Below are 23,128 nucleotides of genomic sequence, written 5' to 3'. Positions count from 1 at the left end.
TTTGACTAACCCTCATCCTAACAAAAAAAGTGAGGTTTTACGCCGTTTCCCGCGGAAATATCGTTGTCTTTGCCTGAATTATCATGCAGACTGTGGGTGTCGGACCTGCTGTTTACAAGCGTTGTGTCGTGTTTTAGTTTGTATCGCTATGCATAGCTGCAGGCTGATTTTCAGGATCAGGAAAACAGGAAGGCATCATGGCTCAAGCAGTCGAATTCGTAGAACGCAGAAGATACAACCGACGGCAGGAGCGTCATTCTGACCGGTTTATCAGTACCCTTACAAAAAATACAGTTGCCATTATCCTTGCTGGAGGTCGCGGCAGCCGATTAAAAAATCTGACTGACTGGCGTGCGAAACCGGCAGTACAGTTTGGCGGTAAATTCCGCATTATCGACTTCCCGCTTTCCAATTGTATTAATTCCGGTATCCGTCGTATCAATGTCGCCACCCAATACAAGGCACAAAGCCTGATTCAGCACATCCAGCGCGGCTGGGGGTTTTTACGTGGTGAATTTAATGAATACGTGAACATTATTCCTGCCCAGCAGCGTTTGGGCGAAGAGTGGTACAAAGGTACCGCAGATGCGGTTTACCAGAATATTGACTTGTTACGCGAAAATGGCGGCGAGTACATTCTGATTCTGGCTGGCGACCATATTTATAAAATGGATTACGGCAAAATGCTGGCTACGCATGCGCGCAGTAATGCGGATATGACCATAGCCTGCATCAATGTACCGCTCGAAGATGCAAAAGGTTTTGGCGTGCTTGAAGTGGATAACACGGATCGTGTGGTTGCTTTTGACGAGAAACCACCTAACCCCAAGCCGATGGTGGATGACCCGACCCAGGCATTCGCAAGCATGGGTATTTATATCTTTAACGCCAAGTTCTTGTACGAGCAACTGATCCGCGATGCCTACGACCGCAATTCAAACCATGATTTCGGCCAAGACATTATTCCCTACATTATTAAAAAATACCGGGTGCAGGCGCATCGTTTTACCGATAGCTGTGTGGGCGCACTGGGAAACAGCTTTTATTGGCGTGATGTCGGAACCATAGATGCCTATTGGGAAGCCAATATGGAACTCACAAAAGTCATTCCTGAATTGAACTTGTATGACAGTGAGTGGCCTATATGGACTTACCAGGAACAATTGCCGCCTGCAAAATTCGTCTTCAAGGACGAAGGTCGAACGGGTAAGGCAACAGATTCACTGGTATCCGGAGGCTGCCTGATTAGCGGTTCAAGCGTCTCCAACTCGGTATTATTCTCCGGTGTGCATGTGGCTGATTACTGCGATCTTGATGGCGCAGTCATATTGCCTAAGGTGAAGATCAACCAGGGTGTCATCCTTAAAAATGTTGTGATTGACCGCGGTTGTGACATACCGGCAGGCATGCAGATTGGCGTGGATTTAGTTCGAGACAGCAAACGCTTTTACGTGTCCGAAAAAGGCATTGTGCTTGTCACGCCAGACATGCTGGGTCAGGATTTGTATCGTGTAAAGTAATTTATAGAACTATGTAAGTCGAAGACGAAAGAGAGATGTATGTCCGATAAAAAATTGTTATTGAATCTGTATTGGCACATGCATCAACCCGATTACCGGGATCAGGTCAGTGGTGAGTATGTTCTGCCGTGGACCTATTTGCATGCGCTTAAAGATTACAGTGACATGGCCTATCATCTTGAACAGAATCCAAAGGCCAGAGTTACCTTCAATTTTGTCCCTATTCTGGTAGAGCAATTACAGGATTACGCCGAACAATCACGTATCGGCCAATGGCGTGACCCTTTGTTACGCTTATTGGCCAGTCCTGACCTGGATCATATTAGCGATGCGGATTGCCAGTTGATTGTGGATAGCTGCTTTAAAGCGCACCACGAGAAAATGCTTAGTCCGTTCCCGCATTACCAGCGATTGTTGCATCTTTATGAGTTGGTCGAGCCAGTGATGAAAACAGGACAATTTCATTACCTCTCTGCCCAGTACAAGTCTGACCTTCTCGTTTGGTATCACCTGGCGTGGACGGGCGAAGGTTTACGTCGCAAGAGTAAAGTCATTCAGCGCCTGATGACAAAAGGGTTGCTGTTTACCCTGGAGGACCGCGTAGCTTTGCTGGAGGTGCTTAGCGAAACCATGCAAGGCATTTTACCGCGCTACAAGGCACTGGCTGCCAAAGGGCAGATTGAGCTCACTACCACGCCTTACTATCATCCTATCCTGCCATTGCTGATTGACCTCAAAAGCACACAAGACGCAATGCCAGTTGCGCCTTTACCTAAATCGCCGAATTACCCGGATGGTTATGCGCGCGCCATTACCCATGTTGAAGCCGCCAAGGTTTTTCATGAGAAAGTGTTTGGGCAGAAATCAATTGGCATGTGGCCAGCAGAGGGAGCAGTCTCTCATGCTGCCTTGTCACTATTGGCAGAGCAGGACGTTGCCTGGGCAGCGACCGGGCAGGGTGTACTTGCCAATAGCCTGAAAAAACTGGGACTGGAACACGAACATGCGAAAGACTATTTATACCAGCCATATCGTGTCACTAATGGCCAGCAGGATATCGTCTGTTTTTTCCGCGATGACCAATTATCCGACAAAATTGGCTTTGAATATTCCAAGCAATACGCAAGTGAGGCTGTCAAAGATTTTATCCAGTCGCTTGAAGCTATTCACGCCAATAGCGATATAGATACGACGCCCGTTGTAAGTGTGATTCTCGATGGTGAGAATGCCTGGGAATATTACCCTTACAACGGCTATTACTTTTTGCAGGAGCTATACCAGACTCTGGCGAATCACCCGCTGATCCAGATGACGACCTTTAGCGATATTCTTGCTTTGCAGCAATCACAAGTTTTACCACAGCCCAAACTCCTGAAAGATATTAGCGCCGGTAGCTGGGTGCATGGCACTTTCAGTACCTGGATCGGCGAACCAGCCAAAAACCGCGCATGGGACCTGTTGTGTGAGGCTAAGCGTGACTATGACCAGCACGTGCACAAGCTTTCAGTTTCCGCCAAGGAGAAATGCCAGCAGCAACTGTCTGTCTGCGAAAGCTCAGACTGGTTCTGGTGGTTTGGCGATTATAACAATGCGCAAAGCGTCACCAGTTTTGACAAGCTTTACCGCCGTAACCTCAGCAATCTTTATCATTTGCTGGGGTTAGTCCCGCCTGACAACCTGTCCCAATCTATCAGCCAGGGCGGTGGCAATTCCGAAAATGCAGGCACTATGCGTCGAGGGACTTCTTGAATGGGTGTCAATTAACTTGATCAGCCAGTCGCCTTTACTTTCACTTAACCCTTACAAGACCTCAATTCAATAAAAACAATATGACGCAAGCCAGACAAGTTGGTGTATTAATGCATATCACCTCATTACCCGAAGGTAATGTTGGTCCGGATGCGTATCGTTTTGTAAATCATCTGGTAGATATGGAAGTTTCTATCTGGCAAACCTTGCCAGTCAGCCTGCCGCATGAAGATCAGTCTCCCTACCAAAGCGTTTCTGCGCATGCCGGGCATACCGGGATGATCAGTGTAAAACAGCTTTTGAACGAGGGCTGGTGCCTGCCGGATGAAGTAAACCTGTCTCAACCTGAGTTATTTTCCAAAGTCATGCTGCGCGTGCAGTCGAATGGTGCTATTTCCAAAGTGGATGGCCATGGCTTGAGCTGGTCAGGTTTCGCACGTTTTTGCCAGGCGCAACAATACTGGCTTGAAGATTTTGCCCTGTTCATGAGCCTGCGGGAGCATCATGGCTACAAAAGCTGGAATGAATGGCCCGAAGCTTACCGTGTGCACGATATATTGGCGCTGCAGGCATTTGCGGAAACGCATCAGGAAAGGCTGACGCTGATCAAATTCACGCAATATATATTTTTCCAGCAATGGGCCCAGCTAAAAATATATGCCAACCAGCGCGGCATCAAGCTGTTCGGTGATCTTCCGATATTTGTTGCCTATGACAGTTCTGATGTATGGGCGCATCCAGAGTTGTTCAAACTGGATGCGCAGTCAAACATGACTGTGGTGGCCGGCGTGCCGCCAGATTACTTTTCAGTCACTGGACAGCGCTGGGGGAATCCGCACTACAACTGGGATGCCATGCAATCTAATGGCTTCTCCTGGTGGCTGGGACGTATTGAAACCCAGTCCAAGCTATTCGATATTGTGCGCATAGATCACTTCCGCGGCTTACAGGCCGCATGGGAGATCCCAGCCAGTGAACCGACTGCCATCAATGGCTATTGGCAATCCGCTCCAGGCCATGCGCTTTTACAAACCATTTTACAAACTTTCCCGCAACTCAGCTTGGTGGCCGAAGATCTCGGCATTATTACTGAGGATGTCGATGCCCTAAGGCATGCATTCCACCTGCCAGGCATGAAAATCCTGCAGTTCGCGTTTGGTAGTGGTTACGATAATCCCTATCTGCCGGAGAATATTGATGAAAACAGTGTGATCTATACCGGCACACACGACAACGACACCACACTGGGCTGGTATCAGGAGGCAGACGAAAGTGCACGGTTGCATTTACAGGACTATGTGCGCCAGGAGTCGCCAGAAATGCCTTTAGCCTTAATGCGGTTGGCCTTAAACAGCATCGCGTTCCTCGCTGTGGTGCCTATGCAGGATATTTTAGGGCTGGATGGCAGCGCACGTATGAACACACCCGGCACCAGCATTAATAACTGGGCCTGGCGTATGCATTGGGAACAACTCACCGATGAAAAGGTGTCCGTATTTAAACAACTGGTAAAGGAAAGTGGCCGCGCCTATGCCTGAATCCAGCACAGCCATGCGCCTGGGACTGGATGTCGGTGGCACTAACTTAAGACTAGGTGTGTTCTCTAATCTCATATTGTTAGAAGAAACCCGTTTTCAAGCCAACTATTCCGCTATTTGCAAACAAAACTCACCCGAGCAAGCGTGGCAAAATATATTGCAAGTGACTGCCACGGCAATCCAAACCATGCTGGATAAGCATCCTGAGATACAGAGCATAGGGATAGGTTTCCCGGGTTTTATCAATCCGGAAACTGGTGTACTTGCTCAATCACCAAATCTCCCCGGGCTACTTAATGTCAATTTGGGCAGGGATTTATCACAGCAACTCGGACGGAAAGTACTCGTAGTTAACGATGGCAATGCAGCGGCCTATGGTGAGTACTGCTCGCTCGAACAACCTGCTGGTGGTTTGCTATATGCAGGTCTTGGTACCGGGATTGGTGGTGGATTGGTTGCCAATGGCAAAGTATGGGCAGGGGTACATGGTTACGCATTAGAGTTAGGCCATTTGATTGTTGAGCATGATGGCCCGGAATGTGGTTGTGGCAATCGTGGATGTGTAGAACAGTATGCATCAGCCACAGCGATAGGTAAAAACTATGCCAGGCAAACCGGCAAGCAATTATCAGCGCATGAAGTTTCAACGCTAGCCACACAAGGTGACAAACAAGCGCAATCAGTGTTTGCAGTTGCAGGTGAAAAGCTAGCACAGGCGGTTGCGCTAACGCTAAACATTGTCGATGTAGAAAATGTGGTGATTGGCGGTGGAGTGGTGTCTTCCTGGGCCTTGATGAAAGAGTCATTTACAGATCGATTGCAGACTGATTTGATTCGTGTTTTACGCGATAAAGTCAAAGTGGGTATGTCAACTTCTGGAGATAATGCGGGAATGCTAGGGGCAGCTTTGCTCGCAGATATACCTGTCTAATGCATGTAGTCTGTTTGTTACATTTCCGGCAAGTATTCACTAAATTTTAATAAATAGCTTTAATATTAATACTTAAGTGTTTGTTATTTATTAATTATTTTTATTGTTATGTTGGTCTAAAGCCCATATTACATGCTCCCGTAGCATCTCGTTTTCTTCCTGCAGTCTTGCTGTCAATGCAGCAATTACTTTGGGAGAAGTCGGTGCATTGCCTAATCCTACCGCTACATTGCGCAACCACTGAATATAACCTATGCGATAAATCGCACTTCCAGCCATCCGTTGCTGAAATTCACCCTCAGTCCAGCCAAAACAGGTGATAAGATCTGTGCTGTCCAAGCCATTGCGCACGGCGAAATCGCTTTCTTCAGTGGCAACAGCAAACTTGTTCCACGGACAAATAAGCTGGCAATCATCACAGCCATACACGCGATTACCGATTAACGACCGCAACTCCAATGGAATGCTGCCTTTGTGCTCGATAGTTAAATAAGAAATACAACGCCGCGCATCAAGCTCGTAGGGTGCGACGATGGCCTGGGTAGGGCAGATATCGATACACGCACTGCAATTGCCGCAATGTGAAGTCGTTGGTTGATCAATAGGCAAAGCCAGATTGGTATAGATTTCGCCCAGGAAAAACCACGAACCTTGTTGTCGATTAAGTAATAGCGTATGTTTTCCGCGCCATCCTACACCGGCTTTGGTTGCCAGTGCGACTTCCAGCACGGGCGCGCTGTCGGCGAACACCCGATATTCAAAACTACCAAAGGTGTCGGTGATACGTGTGCATAACTGCTGGAGCTTTTGCCGCATGACTTTATGGTAATCCCGCCCCATCGCATAACGCGCGACATAAGCTTTGTTCGTATCTTCGAGAATTTTCCAGCCATCCTGTGCATCGTCCGGCATGTAATCCAGGCTCACAGAGATCACGCGCAAAGTACCGGGCACCAATTCTGCCGGTCGGCTGCGCTTGGAGCCGTGTTTTGCCATATAATCCATGTCGCCATGGTATTTTTTTTCCAGCCAGCGCATAAATCCTGGCTCAGCGGCGGACAGGTCAGTATCGGTAATGCCGATATTGCCAAAGCCCAATTCGCGCGCCCAGCCCTTGATCGTGGTTGCCATTTTTTCGGCAGCATGATGATCAGGTAACTGAATGGGAGCGGGATGTAAATGGTCTGACATGACAGAAACGTATTCTACACAGATTTTAAAAGACGAAGCAGCGACTACGCATGCGGCAGGTTTGCTGGCAAAGCAGTTACAGCCAGGGCAGGTGATTTACCTGCATGGTGACCTCGGTGCCGGGAAGACCACGCTGGTGCGCGGTATCCTGCATGCACTGGGGCATAGCGGAAAAGTCAAAAGCCCAACTTACACCATCGTAGAACCTTATAACCTGTCTATCGGTTCATGTTACCATTTTGACTTGTACCGCTTTCAAGACCCTGAGGAGTGGGAAGCCGCCGGATTCAGGGATTATTTCAATGCCACGAGTATTTGCATGGTCGAATGGCCTGAGAATGCAGGTACTTTGTTACCAATTGCCGATATTGAGATTCAGTTTGATATTTTGCCACATGGGCGCGTGCTGCATATCACCAGCCAGCAACCGCTATCATTGGAAGGTTTATGCCAGTAAGTCGTTTTAAATGCTTTAAAGTCTGGCTGCTGACAGCTTTGTTATTTGCATTCAGCATCGCGTCACAGGCCGCTGAAGTGATTCTAGCCAATTTGCAGCAGCAGGGTAGCCAGGTGCATCTGGAGTTGTTGCTGGACCAGCAGGTGAAATACCGGGTATTCACACTCGATAACCCGTTTCGGGTAGTGATTGATATGGATACAGTCGCTATCAGCCCCACCTTAAAAGCGTTGCCACCGCAGCTTGATCCGCAGCATCCTTATCTCTCTAAAATCCGTATTGCGCCATTTACCGAAAATACCACCCGACTGGTGTTTGATATCAAATCTGATATCAAACCTTTGGTGACTGATATGAATGCGGGTAACTCGCAGCAACGCCTGGCTATCAGCATTGCCCCGGCTACAGCCACAACTGAACCACCGCTAGGTTCACCGGCCTTGGCACATACAAAAAAAATGCAAGAATCTGAGGCTGGTAGCAATGAAGAAAAACCTGGTAGTGCCACCGAGCCAGTCGCTGAGCCAGTAACACCTGGTGCATCAGCAGAAAAGCCCGTGGAGAAGCCAGTTTCAGATAAGCCAGCTGAAAAGCCGGTTGAAAAACCTAAACAAGTAAAACCAGGCCAGAAAATTATCACCATCGCGATTGATGCGGGCCACGGTGGCGAGGATCCCGGCGCCAGAGGTGCTAAGGGTAGCCACGAAAAGAATATTACGCTGGCGATTGCACGCAAACTGAAACAACAGATTGATGCCGAAGATAATATGCAAGCCATCCTGATTCGAGATGGTGATTATTTTGTACCATTAGGTGACCGCGTTAAAAAAGCGCGTGCTGCAAAAGCGGACTTATTTATCTCTATCCATGCAGATTCGTTTATCAACAGCACTGCGCGTGGTTCTTCGGTGTTTGCATTATCCGAACGCGGCGCTACCAGTGCCGGCGCACGTTATCTGGCGAAGAAAGAAAACGCGGTGGACTTGATTGGGGGCGTGGCCATTGATACTCGCGATATGGACCTGGCACGTACCTTATTGGATTTATCACAAACGGCTACCATTCATGACAGTATTCGGATGGGTAAAGCGGTATTGGGGCGTATTGCCAAAATTAATACCTTGCATTCCAAGTATGTGGAACAGGCGGCGTTTGCGGTATTAAAATCACCGGACATTCCTTCGATTCTGGTAGAAACTGCGTTTATCAGTAACCCTGAAGAAGAAGCCAGGTTGAATGATGATGGGTACCAGGATAAGTTGGTCAATGCGATTCTGTCGGGGGTGAAGTCGTATATAGCGACGAACCCTTCATTTTCAAAAAAATAAAAGTCAGATATCTCAGGCGAGTTCTTCTGTACGTCATTCTGGCGTAGGCCAGAATCCAGGCCTGGTTTAAATATAGAAAAAGTACGTTGTATTACTTAAGTATTTGGTTATTTCTTAGGATATGCACGATTCCTTTTCGCTTCTCAGGCGAAAAACGACACTAGCGCTGTTGCGCCAATTCCGTCTCTCTCTGCGTCTTTCCATATCCCGCCTGCACCTTCAACGCCCGGCTGATAAATCCATTCAAAGTCTTCCTCGCCTCATCCACCAATTCGCTATCTGTAAAAATTTTAGGATACTGATACCCCAGCCAACTATACAAACTTAAATGCTGGCAAATCAGTTCTGCCTGTTCCAGATATTGCGCTTGTTTGCCTTTCAACCACTCTGGCAGCATCGGCAATGCGCGCGGTTGTTGGTGATAAATAGCCTGTATGCACTGCACAAAGTAATCACGTGCAATCGGTACCTGTATCGCAAGAGGGGCGCACATCAGGCGATATTTATCACGCATGGACAGTTGCGGAGCAGTTTCATCAATCAACAGCGCCTGCTGGTGCTGCAATGATGTGATCTGCCATTGCATGGTCTGCGTACCAGATTGTCGTTGATATTTCGTATGTAAATATTCCACACATTCCGCAAGCCGCCAGGTGGGAATCCGCTGGCTTAAATCTTCAATATCGCCGCCGCTGATTGCAATGGGCAGGGCAAAGGGTGCCACGGTATCATCGCAGCCCAGCATTTCATTCAAATGCCATTGCTCATCATCTTCCAGCACAGTGACATAGCCGGTGTCATACAAACCATGCCGTCCGGCACGCCCGGCGATTTGCCGCATTTCGGTGGCGTTCAGCATGCGTGGTGCCACACCATCGAATTTATGGATATTGGCAAAAATCACCCTGCGGATAGGCAGATTGAGTCCCATGCCAATCGCATCGGTGGCCACTAGTATTTGCGCTTCGCCACTGGCAAAGCGGGCTGATTCGCCGCGACGTACTTCAGGAGAAAGCGCACCGTAAATAGTGGCAACCTGAAATCCCCACTGGCGAATCCTGGCTGCCAGCGTCAGCACATCTTTGCGGCTAAAAGCGATAATCGCATCGCCTGCCTGCAATACTTTTCGCAACTTGGCTGCATGGTACCGTTCACCGCAAATGCTGGCGTCTTCAATCACCAAAGGCGTCATGCGCTGCAAGTGGGTGAGGGTATAAGGCTCATTGAGTGCATCCAGCACGCGGGTGCAGCTTTCAGTGACGCTATTGGCGCCACAGATAAACACCTGTCTGGCGGGCACGCCAACTAAAGCAGCAGTCCATGCACTGCCTCGATCCGGGTCCATCAGCATCTGGATTTCATCAATCACGGCGACATCAAACGCCATATCTGGCCGCAGCATTTCAATCGTGGAAGCGGTATGTCTCGCCCCAGGAACCATAACTCGTTCTTCACCCGTGACCAGGTTGCACGCCACGCCTGCCTGCATCAGCCGGTCCCGCACTTCCATCGCCAGTAAACGTAGGGGCGCCAGGTAAACGCCAGACTCCGCTTTACGCAAGGTTTCCAGGGCCTGGTAGGTCTTGCCTGAATTGGTCGGGCCGACATAAAAGTGATGCTGGCGTTTAAGCTGGCGGGCGAGGGCAAAACGGTTGAGGTAGGCCTGGAAATCGGAAAGCGACATGGCCTCCATTCTAGCAAAACAGGTAGAATAAGCAGATGCAAATTAAACTACTTCCCGATCAACTCATCAGTCAAATTGCTGCAGGTGAGGTGGTGGAACGCCCGGCCTCGGCACTCAAAGAACTCCTTGAAAACAGTGTTGATGCCGGTAGCACCCAGATTCAAGTGGCATTAATTCAAGGTGGCACTAAACTACTCAAAGTCACTGACAATGGCCACGGCATTGCCAAAGATGAGCTGGAACTCGCCTTGACGCGGCATGCCACCAGTAAAATCCAGAGCCTGGAAGACCTGGAGCAGGTTGGCAGTCTCGGCTTCCGTGGTGAAGCGCTGGCGAGTATCGCTTCAATTTCACGCACTGTGCTTACCAGCCGCCAGCAGGCTTCCAGCCATGCCTGGCAGATTAGTGCTGAAGGCACGCAAGGTCAGCCAATCAGCCCGGCAGCGCTTGATGAGGGTACTATTGTTGAGGTACATGACTTGTATTTCAACACTCCAGCCCGCCGCAAATTCCTGAAAACTGAAAACACCGAGTTCGGCCATTGCGAAGATGCATTTACCCGCATCGCCTTGTCGCGCTCGCAAATTGGTTTTTTACTGCAACATAACGGCAAAGCCATTATGCGGCTGGCAGCAAATACGCCACAGCAACGTATTACCGATGTCTTAGGTAACGAGTTTGCCTCACAAAGCGTCTGGCTGGATGAAGGCAACGGTGGTTTGCGCCTGTGGGGCATGACCGCATCGCCTACCTATCAACGCCATAGCCGCGATACGCAATATGTGTTTGTGAATGGCCGTTTTGTGCGCGATAAGTTGATTGCGCATGCCATCAAACAGGCTTACCAGGACGTATTACATGGCGATAAACATCCGGCCTTCGTGTTGTTCCTCGAACTGGATCCGTCATTAGTTGATGTCAACGTACACCCGGCCAAAACCGAAGTCCGCTTCCGCGAATCGCAAGCCGTACACCGGTTTATTTTCCATAGCCTGCACAAAGCATTAGGCAAGACTTCAGCCGAAATACAAGCCAGCCAGCCGGTGCAAGCGCCATTTAACCCGTTTACGCCCGGGCTATCCATGCCGCCCCAGCAAGTGGAAATACCCCTGCAAAACCGCTCGGTTTTCGATGGCAATTACCAGCCGACCATCAGTAATGGCGCAGCTATTGCCCAACAATTTTACGGGCAAATGTATGGTGACCTGAAACCTACTAACGTGAGTGTATTGGGGAGTATCCAAGAAAACGCTCTTTCAGAAGATTACTTAAACCCGATATCACTGTCTGAAGCCGTTCTCACTCAAGAATCAGCGCCACAAGCGCAACAATATCCACTCGGTTTCGCGCTAGGCCAATTGCACGGCATTTATATCCTAGCCCAAAATACGCAAGGTATGGTCGTCGTCGATATGCACGCGGCACACGAACGCATTATGTACGAGCGCCTGAAAAGTGCTTTAAGTGAGCAAGCCATCGCCACACAGCCATTGCTGATCCCAATGAGCTTTTATGCAGAAAAAGTAGAAGTTGCGACATTGCAATCTCTGCAAGGCAGCGATACCTTACAACAGCTAGGATTTGATTTAGCTACCTTGTCGCCGACCACCATTGCCATCCGTGCCGTCCCGACTATGTTGCAAGATGCTGATGTGGTGTCATTGGCCCGCGCGGTGCTGCGTGATCTACATGAGTACGGTGCCAGCCGGGTATTGCAGGAAAGACAGAATGAAGTGCTAGGTACGATGGCTTGCCATGCCGCTGTCAGAGCCAACAGGCAGCTCACACTCACTGAAATGAACGCTTTGCTAAGGGATATGGAAGCGACTGAAAGAAGCGGGCAGTGTAATCACGGCCGACCGACCTGGTTCCAGGTTAGCTTGAATGATCTGGATAAGATGTTTATGCGCGGGCAATAAATTTAGCCTGTATAAAACTCAATGAAAATAATAGGTTATGACTTATCCAATTGAACAAAAGTTAGTCATTAGTGTTGCTTCAAGCGCTTTGTTTGATCTAACTGAATCTCATGAGGTTTATAAAACCCACGGCGTAGAGGAGTATCGCCAGCATCAAGAAAAGAACATTAATGTTCCGTTTGCAAAAGGCGTTGCGTTCCCCTTTATTCGCAGGTTCCTGGCAATTAACAAGGCCTTTCCCAAAGAGTTACCGGTAGAAGTTGTGCTGTTATCAAGAAACTCACCGGAAACAGGGTTGAGAGTGTTCAGATCAATCCAACATTACGGCCTGGATATCTCACGCGCCAGTTTTATGACAGGCAGGTCTCCGCATGAATATATTCCCGCATTCAACACCTCACTATTTCTGAGTGCCAACGAAGCGGATGTGCAAAGTGCGATAGATTTAGATTATCCCGCAGGCGTAGTTTTACCCTCAAAAGTCTATGATGATGAGACTGATACGGAGTTGAGAATCGCCTTTGACTTTGATGGCGTGATTGCGGATGACGAAGCTGAAGCTGTTTTTAAAACGAATAATGATCTAACCGAATTTGAAGCGCATGAGGTTGCCAAGCAATCTATCCCACATCAGGCAGGGCCTTTGGCGGATCTGTTTAAAAAACTGTCTTTGATGCAAAAGCTGGAAGACAAACTCCTGAGCGAAAATCCCAATTATAAAAAAATACTGAAAATTGCCATTATTACAGCCAGGAGTGCACCTGCTCACGAACGTGTCGTGACAACATTAAAAGAATGGGGCGTTTCTGCGGATGAGTCGTTTTTCCTGGGCGGAATGGAAAAAGCGAGAATTCTATCGGTGTTAAAACCGCATATGTTCTTTGATGATCAGCGTAGCCATTTGAAATCTTCAGCGGGAGATATTCCGATGGTGCATATTCCGTTTGGCGTTGCGAATAAGAAAATTAAGTAAAATCAAAGATGTGGAACCTTTAATAGAAGCATACCAAACTAGTTTCAAATAAGTTTGAATGATGTATTTAAGATACTACGCGGGGGCAATGATGTTTAATAAATTTTTAAGCTATAGATTGCTTTCCTATCTATATATTGTGCTAAACATTTCCTATTGAGAGCCACTAACAAATGATTCTCTGCAAAAAGACACTTGAATGTCTTCGAGAAATGATCAATGAAAAGTCAGAATATCGATCTGGCCCAAAACTGGTTCAGTTTTTCAATGATCTGGGTTTCAACGACTCATATGGTCAGGGCTTTCCTTCCCGCTGGTTCTTCACCGATGAACGTTTGGCGAAAATCAATGGAACGCCGAATATCGATCAGTGCATCAAAAATACCTTTGCTCCTGTAAATTTTATCGGCAGAGTTCAAGACTTAGATCTCCTGATAAAAGAGTTCAACCAATACTTTGCCTTCGACAAATGGAAGGTTGTTCGACGCGAAACTGAGATCTATTTTCAGAAACTTGAAAAAGTGGAAATTCAATCCGGAGAGCAAAAAGATTCAGAGAATGACTTTCTGAGTCGAGAGTTTACGAACATCGACCTTAGAATGCTAAAACTCGAAAATGCTATTACTGATGTCCTTCAGCAGAGAGTTAAGGAAATTGAAAAGTGTTTTAACTCTGGCTCACCGCTGGCAGTAATACTTTTGGCAGGAAGCGCATTGGAAGGTATTTTTCTTGGGTTGGCTATTCAGCATCCACAGCAATTCAATTCTGCCAAGTCATCTCCAAAAGATAGCAATTTGAGAGTTAAGCAATTTCACTTGTGGAATCTTAGTGGTTTTATCGATGTTGCCAAGGAATTGGGCTTGATACAGCATGACACATACAAGTTCAGCCATTCCTTAAGAGACTTCCGAAACTACATACATCCGTTTGAGCAAATGAGTTCTGGCTTCTCTCCAAGGGAGCATACGGCAAAAATTTGTCTGCAAGTATTACGAGCTGCTATTCAAGAAATTGGCGACAATCTTTCGAGAATACGAAATGTTCAGTAACGATAGAATCAAACCACTTGCAGAGATGGTCTTTATTTCCGAGGTCGTCAAGCAGGCAAACATTGCGAAACGAGCTTCTGAACGCCTATGTGCGATGAATGATAGTTTTGACGCGTTAGAAGTGTGGTGTTCAATTCAATCTATCCTTGTTGCTGCGGGGAATGTTTCCAAAATACTTTGGCCTTCTCGAAAAATCTCCATTCCAAGAGGAGAAGCGTTGCGAGCTTTACTGAGTATTGATGATCAAAGCCTACTTTCTGATCGCAAGCTCCGCAATCATTTTGAGCACTACGATGAGCGCATCGAAGACTGGTTCAAAAAACCAATTCTGCAGTTTACATGGATTCTTATATTGATCCATTTAAGCCGGTTTGGGGAAGTAACGTCCCAAATATTCATCGGTTCTATAATCCTCTGACGGGAGTTCTAACATTTCGTGGCGAGTCAGTGGATTTGTTTGCAATATTGCGTGAGCTTGACGACATTATGAGTAAATGTCGCAACTTTGCGCTTGTATAAATAGCAACTTTTTAGAATTGATCCACATAGTGATTAGCTTCTGTTATATTCAATTACACTGACAGCCTAGCACTCCCAGACGAAATCCGCTGTATGGATTGAGGTTGCTGCCGATAAGCCCTGAGAAATGCCTGCCGCATACGTTCACGGTCACCAAAGCCTGTTTCTCGGGCAATGATTTCAATTCGATGGTGGCCTGTTTCCATCATTAGCCTTGCAGATTCTACTCGTAGCCTTTCTACGACTTTTGCCGGGGGCAAGCCTGTTTCTTCGGTGAACACACTACTAATTGGCGCGAGCTCAGGTTGACGACTTCTGCCAAGGATTCAACGGATAAATCTGCTTTCAGGTTTTCTTTGACATAGGAAAACACCATTTGCACCCGGTCAGATTTTGCTTCGAGCTCATATATGCAGGCGATCAATATCAAGTTAACTGATGAAGATTTTGAGCTGCTGGCGAATACTTTCAAGACGGTTAATTCATAGGTGGTAACCTCTCCAAATAATAATTCTCCAGGCAAAGCTTAAGCTGGTCCTGTTTTCACTAAACAGTCATCTTTGAATCAACCGATTTCTGATATTTTCTTGATTGATAAAAATTAAAAGAAATCGCGAGTGAATATGAGTTTATTAAAAACGGTTTTGCTGGTTAATCTGGTTTTTTTTGCCAATCTGAGCCACGCTTTGGTGATGCCTGCCTCTGGCGAGTCTTTGATTGTTGACCAACGCGAGACTTTGTATGTCAATGATGGCGATATATTTGATTTGTCATCTTTAAATATCATGCCTGGCGGTGGCATTGATATCTATGGCAATACACAGAATGCTTCTTTCTCGATTATCGCAAACAGCTTTATCAATATTGGTGGCTATTTAAATCTGTTCGTATCTGAAACTACTCTTAAAGCGAGAGACATCAGTTTCTCAGGGGTCATCACTTTAGTAAGTGGTAGTGAGATTACCTTTAATATCCGAAAACAATCTGAATTTTTCCGGTAAAGTATTTCTTGATGGTGTGCCACTTGTACCGCCGCGTGGTGGCCCTCTCACTGCCCCTGAGCTACCACCGAAGATACAAATACCTACCATTACCCCATCCGCTATTCCTGAGCCTGAGAGCTATTCACTATTGTTAGCCGGGTTGTGCATTGTCGGGATGGTGAAACGTCGTCGTTTAGCTTGATTCAGCCTATTCGCATTAGCTAGAAAAACACTTTCTGCTTAAGCTAGCAGAAAGAACATTGTCAGTTTTTTTGTCCGTCTTGTAGAAGTGACTTTAGTGATTGAAGGTTAGCAATCACGTCTTCCAGTATGCACTGATTGAGACTAAATAAGATTGGAAGCAAGCATTTGGCTACTCGCAGCGATTCGTGATGCATGTTTTTTCCTGCTATTTCAAATCTGCTGTTAGTATGCCTGCATGATAAATCTAGCGCCATCCAATGTCAGTAAAGACCTCGAACTCATTGAAGCAAACCGGCAATTCTACGACCCGCTATGGACGGATGCGCGGCTAGTTAGCCCTGAGCGCTTCAATACCTGGCCGCTAGTTTCATCTTTAATCTCCAAATCTAAAACTCGTCTTGAAATCGCTCCGGGTTTAAGACCGCGATTACCTATTCAGGGCACACATTTCGTGGATATCAGCGCACCAGCAGTTGCCAAGCTGCAGGCGCATGGAGCAAATGCGATGCAGGGCCTGGTTTCGGCGTTGCCGTTTGAGGATGGCATATTCGGCCTGGTATGCGCTTTCGATATTGTCGAGCATGTTGATGACGACGATGGTGCTTTATCCGAGCTTTCGCGTGTGGCTGCACCTGGTGCGACATTGCTGCTCTCGGTGCCGCTGCATCCATCGCAGTGGACAGCTTTTGACGACTTTGTCGGGCACTGTCGCCGTTACGAACCAGAATCTCTAGTCGCTAAGCTTGCCAAATATGATTTTGAAATCGAGCAAAGTGCTATTTACGGTATGCAGCCGAAATCGTCACGCCTGCTTGATCTCGGCATGTGGTTTCTCACCCATAGGCGTAAACGCGCGCTATGGTGGTATAACAATGTATTCATGCCGATGGGTGTACGTTTCCAGAAGAAACTCGACCTTGTTACTGGCATGATAGACACCAAAGGAGTGGATGAGGTGCTGCTTGTATGCCGCAAGATAAATAAGCGTAATACAGCTTAATAATGGTAATAAAGCTTTATCGCTGATCTAAAATGATGAAGCCTGTTATTAACAGGCTTCATCTATCTAGCGTCAAATAGTGACTATTGAATAACCCCTAGTTGTTTAAATAGCCCATACGTATCCAGCACATCCCAATGTTCTGCCAGTTTGCCATTCTCGATTCTGAAAATATCCACTGCATGGATGCTGTAATGCTTGCCGGTTGCAGGGATGCCTAACCAGTCACCTTGCTGCGTTCCTGAATAAATACCATACGCCCAAACCGTATCACCCTCTGCGACCAGTTTTTCCAGCTGATAGTGCCAGTCCGGGGCTGCTTTAAACCAATCCGCAAAAAAAGCTTGAAATCCGCTTAATCCTTGTGGCACCAGCGGGTTATGTTGAATATAGCCTTGCTGCATAAACTTCGGCAGTTGAGTGAAGTCTTTTTTCACAAAAACAGCATTGGCGAAATCTGCCAGTAGTTGTTTGTTTTGTTGGGTTACGTCTTGCGCCATGAGAGTAGTTCCTTTCGTTATCAGTGTTGTCAAAATCAATGCATTCAATATGCGTTTGAACAGATTCATCAGTTCTCCTTTAAGCAATTGCATAACACTTGTCTGTGATGGAGTTGCGCATCATAATTCCATAAGTTACTTTTAGTAAGTAGGCACCTTAAAGTAACTTATGCACTTAATACCCACTTAATAAGTTTTGGATTCAAAAGGAAAAGACGATGCTAGATGACACTGAGCAACCTCTGCAGATCGCGAGTAGCTGGAATGCATATCAGGCAGAATGCCCGACGCGACTGATGCTTAACCGGATTGCGGATAAATGGACAGTACTGGTGCTTGGCTTGCTTGAGAGTGAAACCAAACGTTTTAATACATTGCACCGTGAGATTGGTGGAGTCTCGCAAAAGATGCTAACGCAAACGCTGAGGGGCCTTGAGCGGGATGGATTAGTTTCGAGAACAATTTACCCGTCTGTTCCACCCCGGGTGGAATATACAATTACTGCATTGGGTAAAACACTTGTTGGTTTGCTGGCAGCATTGCGAGTTTGGTCAGAGACACATATTGAGGAAGTGCTAGAGGCTCAGCAAAATTATGACAACATAGCGCAGGAAGCGCTCAAACCGCAGACAGATGGGGTGAGAAAAGTTCGTTTTTGAATGTTTATGCCAACAGCAAAAAAACCGTTGGTTGTTTATGAACATCTGGTAACGGGGTTTTTTTCCATTCTGCTGCCGTTTTTGTCACTATTAATTCATTCTTTGCCGTGATGTTACAGGCTACGCATAACTTTGTTTGCGGTTGCAGGCTGGCAACCAGGTCTTCCAGCATATGCTGATTGCGGTAGGGCGTTTCTATAAACAATTGCGTTGCCTGCTGTTTCTTGGAATCAAACTCAATCCCTTTGATCGCTTTAATGCGTTCAGCTTTGTCACTTGGCAAATAGCCCAGAAACGTAAACCGTTGGCCATTTAACCCACTTGCCATTAAGCCTAATAACAAACTGCTGGGGCCAATTAACGGCGTTACGCGTATGCCTTTTTGATGCGCCATGGCTGCCAGGGCAGCGCCGGGGTCTGCGATACCGGGACAGCCTGCTTCACTCATCAGGCCGACATCAGTCCCTTGTTGCAGGGGCTGTAATAGGGCAGGTAATTCTTTTGGCTGAGTATCTTTATTCAGCAGACTAAACGTCAACTCTCGAATCGGCGTCGGATGGCCGCTGGCGGCCAGAAACTGGCGGGCGGTTTTTTCGTTCTCGACAATGAAGTGCTGCAAGCTATGCATGCGGCTGATCACTTCTGGCGGCACGACTTGTTGCGGCGAAGTATCTTCTGCCAGGGGAACGGGAATGAAATAAAGCGTGCCGGTTGTCATAGGTATGGTGTTTGATTGATTAAGCTGAATTATCCCACGACGGACATAAAAAAAGCATCCTTGTGAAAGGATGCTTTTTTAGCTTGATAGATCACCGTTTTCCATTAGATGGAAACGGCAAATCATTTAATACTTCACTTGTACGCGATATTTAAGCGTCACATCGCTTTCAGCGGGAACGTTGATTTTCCAGGTGGCCTGATGCGCACTGGTTTTTTTGTGCGGCTGCGATTCATTCAGGATCTTCCAGTCGCCATTGATCGGCTCTTGCACGTTGACCGTGACCGCTTCTTTTTTGGCATTGTGCAGGGTGATGGCATAGGCGCTTTCATACAGCGGCACCTGGTTATTGCTTTTGTTCAGGTTTTTAAAATCGGTTTGCACGCGTTCTGCGGTGACATCAAACGCATTGCCCAATTTGAGGCGCACGGTATCGTTTTTAGCGGTGTGATCAATCTGGTCTTCACCGACAAACTGTGCAGTGCCATCGCTATCCTTTTTGTAAACGCGCATGGTGCCTTTGGGTAATGGAATGCCTAGTTTGCTGCTTTCCTTGTTTTCAAACTCGACATAGACCTGCACCTTCTGCTTTTTCTCTACGTCACGGTATTGGCCTTGATAGTAGTAATCAGCGCCGGTTAACACCAGCTCTTTACGCGCAGGAATCTGCTGGGCGGTGAGCAGTGCCACCTGCTTGGTCTGATTTTCGGCAATACTGGTTGTGCGTGGCAACGTATAGAGATGGTATTCCAGCAAGCCTTGCTCAGTTGGCATTGGCGCATCCGCCGCCATGGCTTCCGAGCGCATCATCATGGTTTTCGGGCGGATGGCTTCGCGCACGCGATTGACATCGCCGGCCACTAATTGCACTTTGGCATTCGGGTAGGAAGTACCGCTGGTGTTGTTCAGGGTGACCCAGCCTGACAGGTCTATAGTGTCTTCCTTACTGCTGAGTTCAGCGACGTAATCGGCTTTCCAGTTCAGGCCGCCGGTGAGGTAGCTTAATTCCACACTGGCTTGTTCAGCACCCTTATATTGCACCTGCGTGGTCAAGGTTGGGCGATCTCTCAGCTGACCAGGCACATTCGGATAGGCGATGCGGCCTGGAAAGCCTGTTTCGATACGATTGCCGATTTTAAGCACGATGCCGTTTTGTGCTGAGAGGACGGTGGCGGTTTCTTCAGTTTCGGCACCGGTGGTTGGGTTGGTTTTAATGACGCTGACTTGCTGGCCAACAAATTTCTCTAGTAATGTTTGCGGGCTGAGCAAGTCAAAATCAAAGTTTTGTTCCAGCACTTGCAGGCTGGTATTCGGCAACAGGCTGCGTAGCAGGGCTGTTTCCGGCTTGATCTGAGCGCTGACATCACGGAATGACAAAGCGGATGAGCCATTATTCAATTTGAGTTTGCGGCTATCTTTGACCAGGGCCAGATCTTCGTTGTAGATCGTGACGGCGACACCGGTTTGATCTGATTGCGGGCTGATGATGGCCGTTTCCGCGTGAGCGAGTGAAAAACTACCCAGTGATAAAAGTAGCAGGGAGCTGAGTCGCATGAATATCCTCTCGTTGTTGTGTGTGCTTGTATGCTTGTGACTTTGTAAACGCGGCTGCCGTTCAAAAGTTAACAGCGTTCGCTCTGATATTTAACTATAAGCTAGGTACGTGGCAGGGATAAGACATCAATGCCAGCTTGCTTCAGCATGTTGACCAGTGCAATTAAAGGCAGGCCAATTAAAGCATTGGGGTCGTCCCCACGCATATAGTCGAGCAGCGCGATGCCCATGCCTTCGGATTTGGCACTGCCTGCGCAATCGTAGGGTTGTTCCAAGCGTAAATAGGTTTCGATCTGTAGGGGCGTCAGCGTTTTGAATTTAACGTAGTAGGGCACGATAGTCGATTGCATCTGCTGGCTGGCGCTGTCATACAAAGATAAAGCACTATGAAAAACCACTTCTCTGCCACTGAGCATGGTGAGTTGTTTGACTGCGTTTTTATGATTTCCTGGTTTGCCTATTTGCAAACCATCCACCGTGGCTACCTGGTCGCAGCCGATGATCAGGGCATTTGCGTAACTCTCTGCCACTTTTAGCGCCTTGCTTTCAGCTAGTCTTAAAGAAGTGTGTTCCGGACTTTCGCTCGCTAGTGGCGTTTCGTCGATACCAGGCGACACGCATTCAAATGGCAGGTGCAGTTTTTCCAGGACTTCGCGACGGTAGCGGGAGGAAGAAGCAAGAATTAGGGTTGGCTTAGTCATTAGGATAAAAAAATCCCCGAAGGATATTCGGGGATTTTAGCATTTTGATGAAACCGGTAGATTACTCTGGTTATTAATCAGGTTGAATTTCAATCAATGTTTCGTCTGGCGTTACGCTATCGCCTTTGGCTACGTGTATTGCGACCACTGTACCTGCTTTACTGGACTGGATTTCGTTTTCCATCTTCATGGCTTCGATCACCAGTACGCCATCACCGGCATTCACTTTGTCACCAACGTTGACTTTAACGGTCACAATAGTGCCTGGCATGGCAGTAGTCACGCAGCCTGGATGGGTAGGGCGAGGGCGACCGCTGGAAGTCACGGCAGCTGCCTTTTTCTTGCCACCGTTGGAATTACCACCATCACTGATTTCCATTTCGTCCAGGGTTTCAACGAAGACTTCTTCAGAGATACCATCTACTTTTACGTAGTAAGGACGGCGCTCTTCACCAGCATGGCCGCTACCAGTCAGTTTGATATGGTAGGTTTCACCGTGCAATGTGATATTGAATTCATTCGGTGCGTAGCGTGCAGCAGCGGTTTGCTGCGTCACTGCTTCTTTGCTAAGTAATTGCTCAGGTTGCAGTGAACCGGCATTACGCTCTTGCAGGAAAGTCTGGCCGATATCAGGGAACATGGCATAGGTCAGCACATCTTTTTCATTGTTGGCAAAGCGTTCGGCTTCACCTTGCAACTTGGTCATTTCTGGTTGCAACAGGTCAGCAGGGCGGCAGGTAATCACTTCTGCATCGCCAACTGCTTTCTGGCGCACTTCTGCATTCACAGGCGCTGGCGCTTTACCGTATTGACCTAGCAGGTAGTTCTTTACTTCGTTAGTGATGGATTTGTAACGGCCACCGGTCAATACGTTCAACACTGCCTGTGTGCCTACGATTTGTGAAGTAGGCGTCACTAATGGAGGGAAACCCAAGTCTTCACGTACACGCGGGATTTCAGCCAGTACTTCATCCATGCGGTTGAGCGCGCCTTGTTCTTTCAACTGGTTAGACAGGTTGGAGATCATGCCACCCGGCACCTGGTTAACCAGTACACGGGTATCTACCCCAGTGAATTCGCTTTCAAACTGCCAGTATTTTTTGCGTACGTCTTTGAAGTAGGCAGTGATTTCCTGTAATTTGCCCAGATCCAGGCCGGTATCGTATTCAGTCCCGCGCAGAGCAGCGACCAGGCTCTCGGTCGTCGGGTGGCTGGCACCTTCGGAGAAAGAAGAGTTGCAGGTGTCGATAATGTCTACGCCGTTTTCTACACTTTTCAGCATGACCATGCTGGCTAAACCAGAGGTAGCGTGGCTGTGCATATGCACTGGCACGCTGACTGCGGCTTTCAATTCCCTTACCAGTTCGCCAGCCAATGTTGGTGTGAGTAAACCGGCCATATCTTTAACGCCAATACTGTCGCAACCTAAGGCTTCCAACTCTTTGGCCATATTGACGAAGTAGGCCACGTCATGCACCGGACTGGTGGTGAACGACAAGGTACCAATCGCATGTTTTTTAACGTTTTTGACCGCTTCAATCGCAGTTTTCAGGTTGCGGATATCGTTCATTGCATCAAAGATACGGAACACATCGACGCCGGTATCAGCCGCCTGTTTTACAAAGGCATGTACCACATCATCTGAATAATGGCGGTAGCCAAGCAGGTTCTGACCACGTAGCAACATATTGATAGGCGTGTTAGGCAAAGCCTTACGCAGCTTGCTCAGGCGCTCCCACGGATCTTCTTTCAGAAAGCGCACGCAGGCATCAAAAGTGGCCCCGCCCCAGGCTTCAAGAGACCAGAAACCAATATCATCCAGTTTGCTGGTGATAGGCAGCATATCTTCGGTACGCATGCGCGTCGCAATCAGGGATTGGTGACCATCTCTTAAAACGAGTTCGGTGATATGTATTTTGCTCATAATCTTGTCGATCTAATAATCTGCGAT

23 protein-coding genes are annotated in these 23,128 nt (G+C 47.6%); 14 read left to right on the top strand and 9 right to left on the bottom strand.

What is annotated here, in order from left to right; translation table 11 throughout:
* Positions 1 to 197: 197 nt before the first annotated feature.
* The 4 genes from glgC to LPA26_RS04080 all read left to right on the top strand — a co-directional run bounded on the left by glgC (position 198) and on the right by LPA26_RS04080 (position 5,738).
* A complete protein-coding gene (glgC, locus tag LPA26_RS04095) occupies positions 198 to 1,520 on the top strand; it encodes a glucose-1-phosphate adenylyltransferase (RefSeq protein ID WP_055825230.1) in 1,323 nt (440 codons plus the stop codon).
* A gap of 39 nt (positions 1,521 to 1,559) precedes the next feature.
* On the top strand, positions 1,560 to 3,269 hold the full coding sequence (locus tag LPA26_RS04090) for a glycoside hydrolase family 57 protein (RefSeq protein WP_055825227.1): 1,710 nt from the start codon (positions 1,560 to 1,562) through the stop codon (positions 3,267 to 3,269).
* An 80-nt stretch (positions 3,270 to 3,349) separates the two neighbouring features.
* Positions 3,350 to 4,807 (top strand): 4-alpha-glucanotransferase, encoded by a 1,458-nt coding sequence (gene malQ, locus LPA26_RS04085; RefSeq protein ID WP_055866668.1) that lies wholly within the window; start codon positions 3,350 to 3,352, stop codon positions 4,805 to 4,807.
* Complete coding sequence (locus LPA26_RS04080; protein ID WP_229007433.1) at positions 4,800 to 5,738, top strand: ROK family protein; 939 nt, start codon at positions 4,800 to 4,802, stop codon at positions 5,736 to 5,738. The genes malQ and LPA26_RS04080 overlap by 8 nt, the downstream gene beginning before the upstream one ends.
* 90 nt (positions 5,739 to 5,828) lie before the next feature.
* On the opposite strand, the gene queG is transcribed toward LPA26_RS04080, so the two are convergent.
* On the bottom strand, positions 5,829 to 6,929 hold the full coding sequence (gene queG, locus LPA26_RS04075; protein ID WP_229007432.1) for a tRNA epoxyqueuosine(34) reductase QueG: 1,101 nt from the start codon (positions 6,927 to 6,929) through the stop codon (positions 5,829 to 5,831).
* Here queG and tsaE point away from each other — a divergent pair.
* Positions 6,928 to 7,386, top strand: coding sequence for a tRNA (adenosine(37)-N6)-threonylcarbamoyltransferase complex ATPase subunit type 1 TsaE (gene tsaE / locus LPA26_RS04070; protein ID WP_055825215.1), 459 nt, complete (start codon positions 6,928 to 6,930; stop codon positions 7,384 to 7,386). The two genes, queG and tsaE, sit on opposite strands and share 2 nt — an antisense overlap.
* On the top strand, positions 7,377 to 8,714 hold the full coding sequence (locus tag LPA26_RS04065) for an N-acetylmuramoyl-L-alanine amidase (protein ID WP_229007431.1): 1,338 nt from the start codon (positions 7,377 to 7,379) through the stop codon (positions 8,712 to 8,714). The genes tsaE and LPA26_RS04065 overlap by 10 nt, the downstream gene beginning before the upstream one ends.
* A 160-nt stretch (positions 8,715 to 8,874) precedes the next feature.
* Here LPA26_RS04065 and LPA26_RS04060 read toward each other — a convergent pair whose 3' ends face one another.
* Positions 8,875 to 10,398, bottom strand: a complete 1,524-nt coding sequence (locus LPA26_RS04060; protein ID WP_229007430.1) for a helicase-related protein — start codon at positions 10,396 to 10,398, stop codon at positions 8,875 to 8,877.
* A 35-nt stretch (positions 10,399 to 10,433) separates the two neighbouring features.
* On the opposite strand from LPA26_RS04060, the gene mutL reads away from it, so the two are divergent.
* The 4 genes from mutL (at position 10,434) to LPA26_RS04040 (ending at position 14,757) form a co-directional block, all read left to right on the top strand.
* The gene (gene mutL / locus LPA26_RS04055) at positions 10,434 to 12,317 is read left to right on the top strand and encodes a DNA mismatch repair endonuclease MutL (RefSeq protein WP_229007429.1); all 1,884 of its coding nucleotides are present in this window, start codon (positions 10,434 to 10,436) and stop codon (positions 12,315 to 12,317) included.
* Between the two features lie 37 nt (positions 12,318 to 12,354).
* The gene (locus LPA26_RS04050) at positions 12,355 to 13,290 is read left to right on the top strand and encodes a 5'-nucleotidase (protein WP_229007428.1); all 936 of its coding nucleotides are present in this window, start codon (positions 12,355 to 12,357) and stop codon (positions 13,288 to 13,290) included.
* Between the two features lie 173 nt (positions 13,291 to 13,463).
* On the top strand, positions 13,464 to 14,339 hold the full coding sequence (locus LPA26_RS04045) for a hypothetical protein (RefSeq protein WP_229007427.1): 876 nt from the start codon (positions 13,464 to 13,466) through the stop codon (positions 14,337 to 14,339).
* A complete protein-coding gene (locus tag LPA26_RS04040; protein ID WP_229007426.1) occupies positions 14,329 to 14,757 on the top strand; it encodes a hypothetical protein in 429 nt (142 codons plus the stop codon). The genes LPA26_RS04045 and LPA26_RS04040 overlap by 11 nt, the downstream gene beginning before the upstream one ends.
* A 154-nt stretch (positions 14,758 to 14,911) precedes the next feature.
* Here the strand turns inward: LPA26_RS04040 and LPA26_RS14340 are convergent, their stop codons facing one another.
* Positions 14,912 to 15,139, bottom strand: coding sequence for a helix-turn-helix domain-containing protein (locus LPA26_RS14340; protein WP_370634314.1), 228 nt, complete (start codon positions 15,137 to 15,139; stop codon positions 14,912 to 14,914).
* Positions 15,097 to 15,381 carry a hypothetical protein gene (locus tag LPA26_RS04035; protein WP_229007425.1) on the bottom strand — a complete coding sequence of 95 codons (285 nt, stop codon included), beginning with the start codon at positions 15,379 to 15,381 and terminating at the stop codon, positions 15,097 to 15,099. The genes LPA26_RS14340 and LPA26_RS04035 overlap by 43 nt, the downstream gene beginning before the upstream one ends.
* 100 nt (positions 15,382 to 15,481) lie before the next feature.
* Here LPA26_RS04035 and LPA26_RS04030 point away from each other — a divergent pair, with 100 nt between their 5' ends.
* The 3 genes from LPA26_RS04030 to LPA26_RS04020 all read left to right on the top strand — a co-directional run bounded on the left by LPA26_RS04030 (position 15,482) and on the right by LPA26_RS04020 (position 17,045).
* The gene (locus tag LPA26_RS04030) at positions 15,482 to 15,859 is read left to right on the top strand and encodes a hypothetical protein (RefSeq protein ID WP_229007424.1); all 378 of its coding nucleotides are present in this window, start codon (positions 15,482 to 15,484) and stop codon (positions 15,857 to 15,859) included.
* Positions 15,807 to 16,043, top strand: coding sequence for a PEP-CTERM sorting domain-containing protein (locus tag LPA26_RS04025; protein WP_370634313.1), 237 nt, complete (start codon positions 15,807 to 15,809; stop codon positions 16,041 to 16,043). Before LPA26_RS04030 ends, LPA26_RS04025 begins: the two co-directional genes overlap by 53 nt.
* A 237-nt stretch (positions 16,044 to 16,280) precedes the next feature.
* Positions 16,281 to 17,045 carry a bifunctional 2-polyprenyl-6-hydroxyphenol methylase/3-demethylubiquinol 3-O-methyltransferase UbiG gene (locus LPA26_RS04020; RefSeq protein ID WP_229007422.1) on the top strand — a complete coding sequence of 255 codons (765 nt, stop codon included), beginning with the start codon at positions 16,281 to 16,283 and terminating at the stop codon, positions 17,043 to 17,045.
* Between the two features lie 83 nt (positions 17,046 to 17,128).
* Here the strand turns inward: LPA26_RS04020 and LPA26_RS04015 are convergent, their stop codons facing one another.
* Positions 17,129 to 17,545 (bottom strand): ester cyclase, encoded by a 417-nt coding sequence (locus LPA26_RS04015; protein WP_229007421.1) that lies wholly within the window; start codon positions 17,543 to 17,545, stop codon positions 17,129 to 17,131.
* 218 nt (positions 17,546 to 17,763) lie between these two features.
* On the opposite strand from LPA26_RS04015, the gene LPA26_RS04010 reads away from it, so the two are divergent.
* Positions 17,764 to 18,204 (top strand): helix-turn-helix domain-containing protein, encoded by a 441-nt coding sequence (locus tag LPA26_RS04010; RefSeq protein WP_229007420.1) that lies wholly within the window; start codon positions 17,764 to 17,766, stop codon positions 18,202 to 18,204.
* A gap of 4 nt (positions 18,205 to 18,208) precedes the next feature.
* Here the strand turns inward: LPA26_RS04010 and LPA26_RS04005 are convergent, their stop codons facing one another.
* From LPA26_RS04005 to oadA, 4 genes are all read right to left on the bottom strand, one after another.
* On the bottom strand, positions 18,209 to 18,922 hold the full coding sequence (locus tag LPA26_RS04005; protein ID WP_229007419.1) for an SAM-dependent methyltransferase: 714 nt from the start codon (positions 18,920 to 18,922) through the stop codon (positions 18,209 to 18,211).
* A gap of 126 nt (positions 18,923 to 19,048) precedes the next feature.
* Positions 19,049 to 20,476 (bottom strand): DUF4139 domain-containing protein, encoded by a 1,428-nt coding sequence (locus LPA26_RS04000; protein ID WP_229007418.1) that lies wholly within the window; start codon positions 20,474 to 20,476, stop codon positions 19,049 to 19,051.
* A 101-nt stretch (positions 20,477 to 20,577) separates the two neighbouring features.
* Entirely contained in the window at positions 20,578 to 21,177 is a 600-nt protein-coding gene (locus LPA26_RS03995; protein WP_229007417.1) for a Maf family nucleotide pyrophosphatase, read from the bottom strand.
* Positions 21,178 to 21,250: 73 nt separating this feature from the next.
* Entirely contained in the window at positions 21,251 to 23,101 is a 1,851-nt protein-coding gene (gene oadA / locus LPA26_RS03990) for a sodium-extruding oxaloacetate decarboxylase subunit alpha (protein ID WP_229007416.1), read from the bottom strand.
* Positions 23,102 to 23,128 lie beyond the last annotated feature (27 nt).

Source organism: Methylophilus sp. Leaf408 (genome assembly GCF_916856905.1).
Classification (GTDB): domain Bacteria; phylum Pseudomonadota; class Gammaproteobacteria; order Burkholderiales; family Methylophilaceae; genus Methylophilus.
Note: the sequence above shows the minus strand (reverse complement) of the source record. Positions and strands in the feature narration are given on the sequence as shown.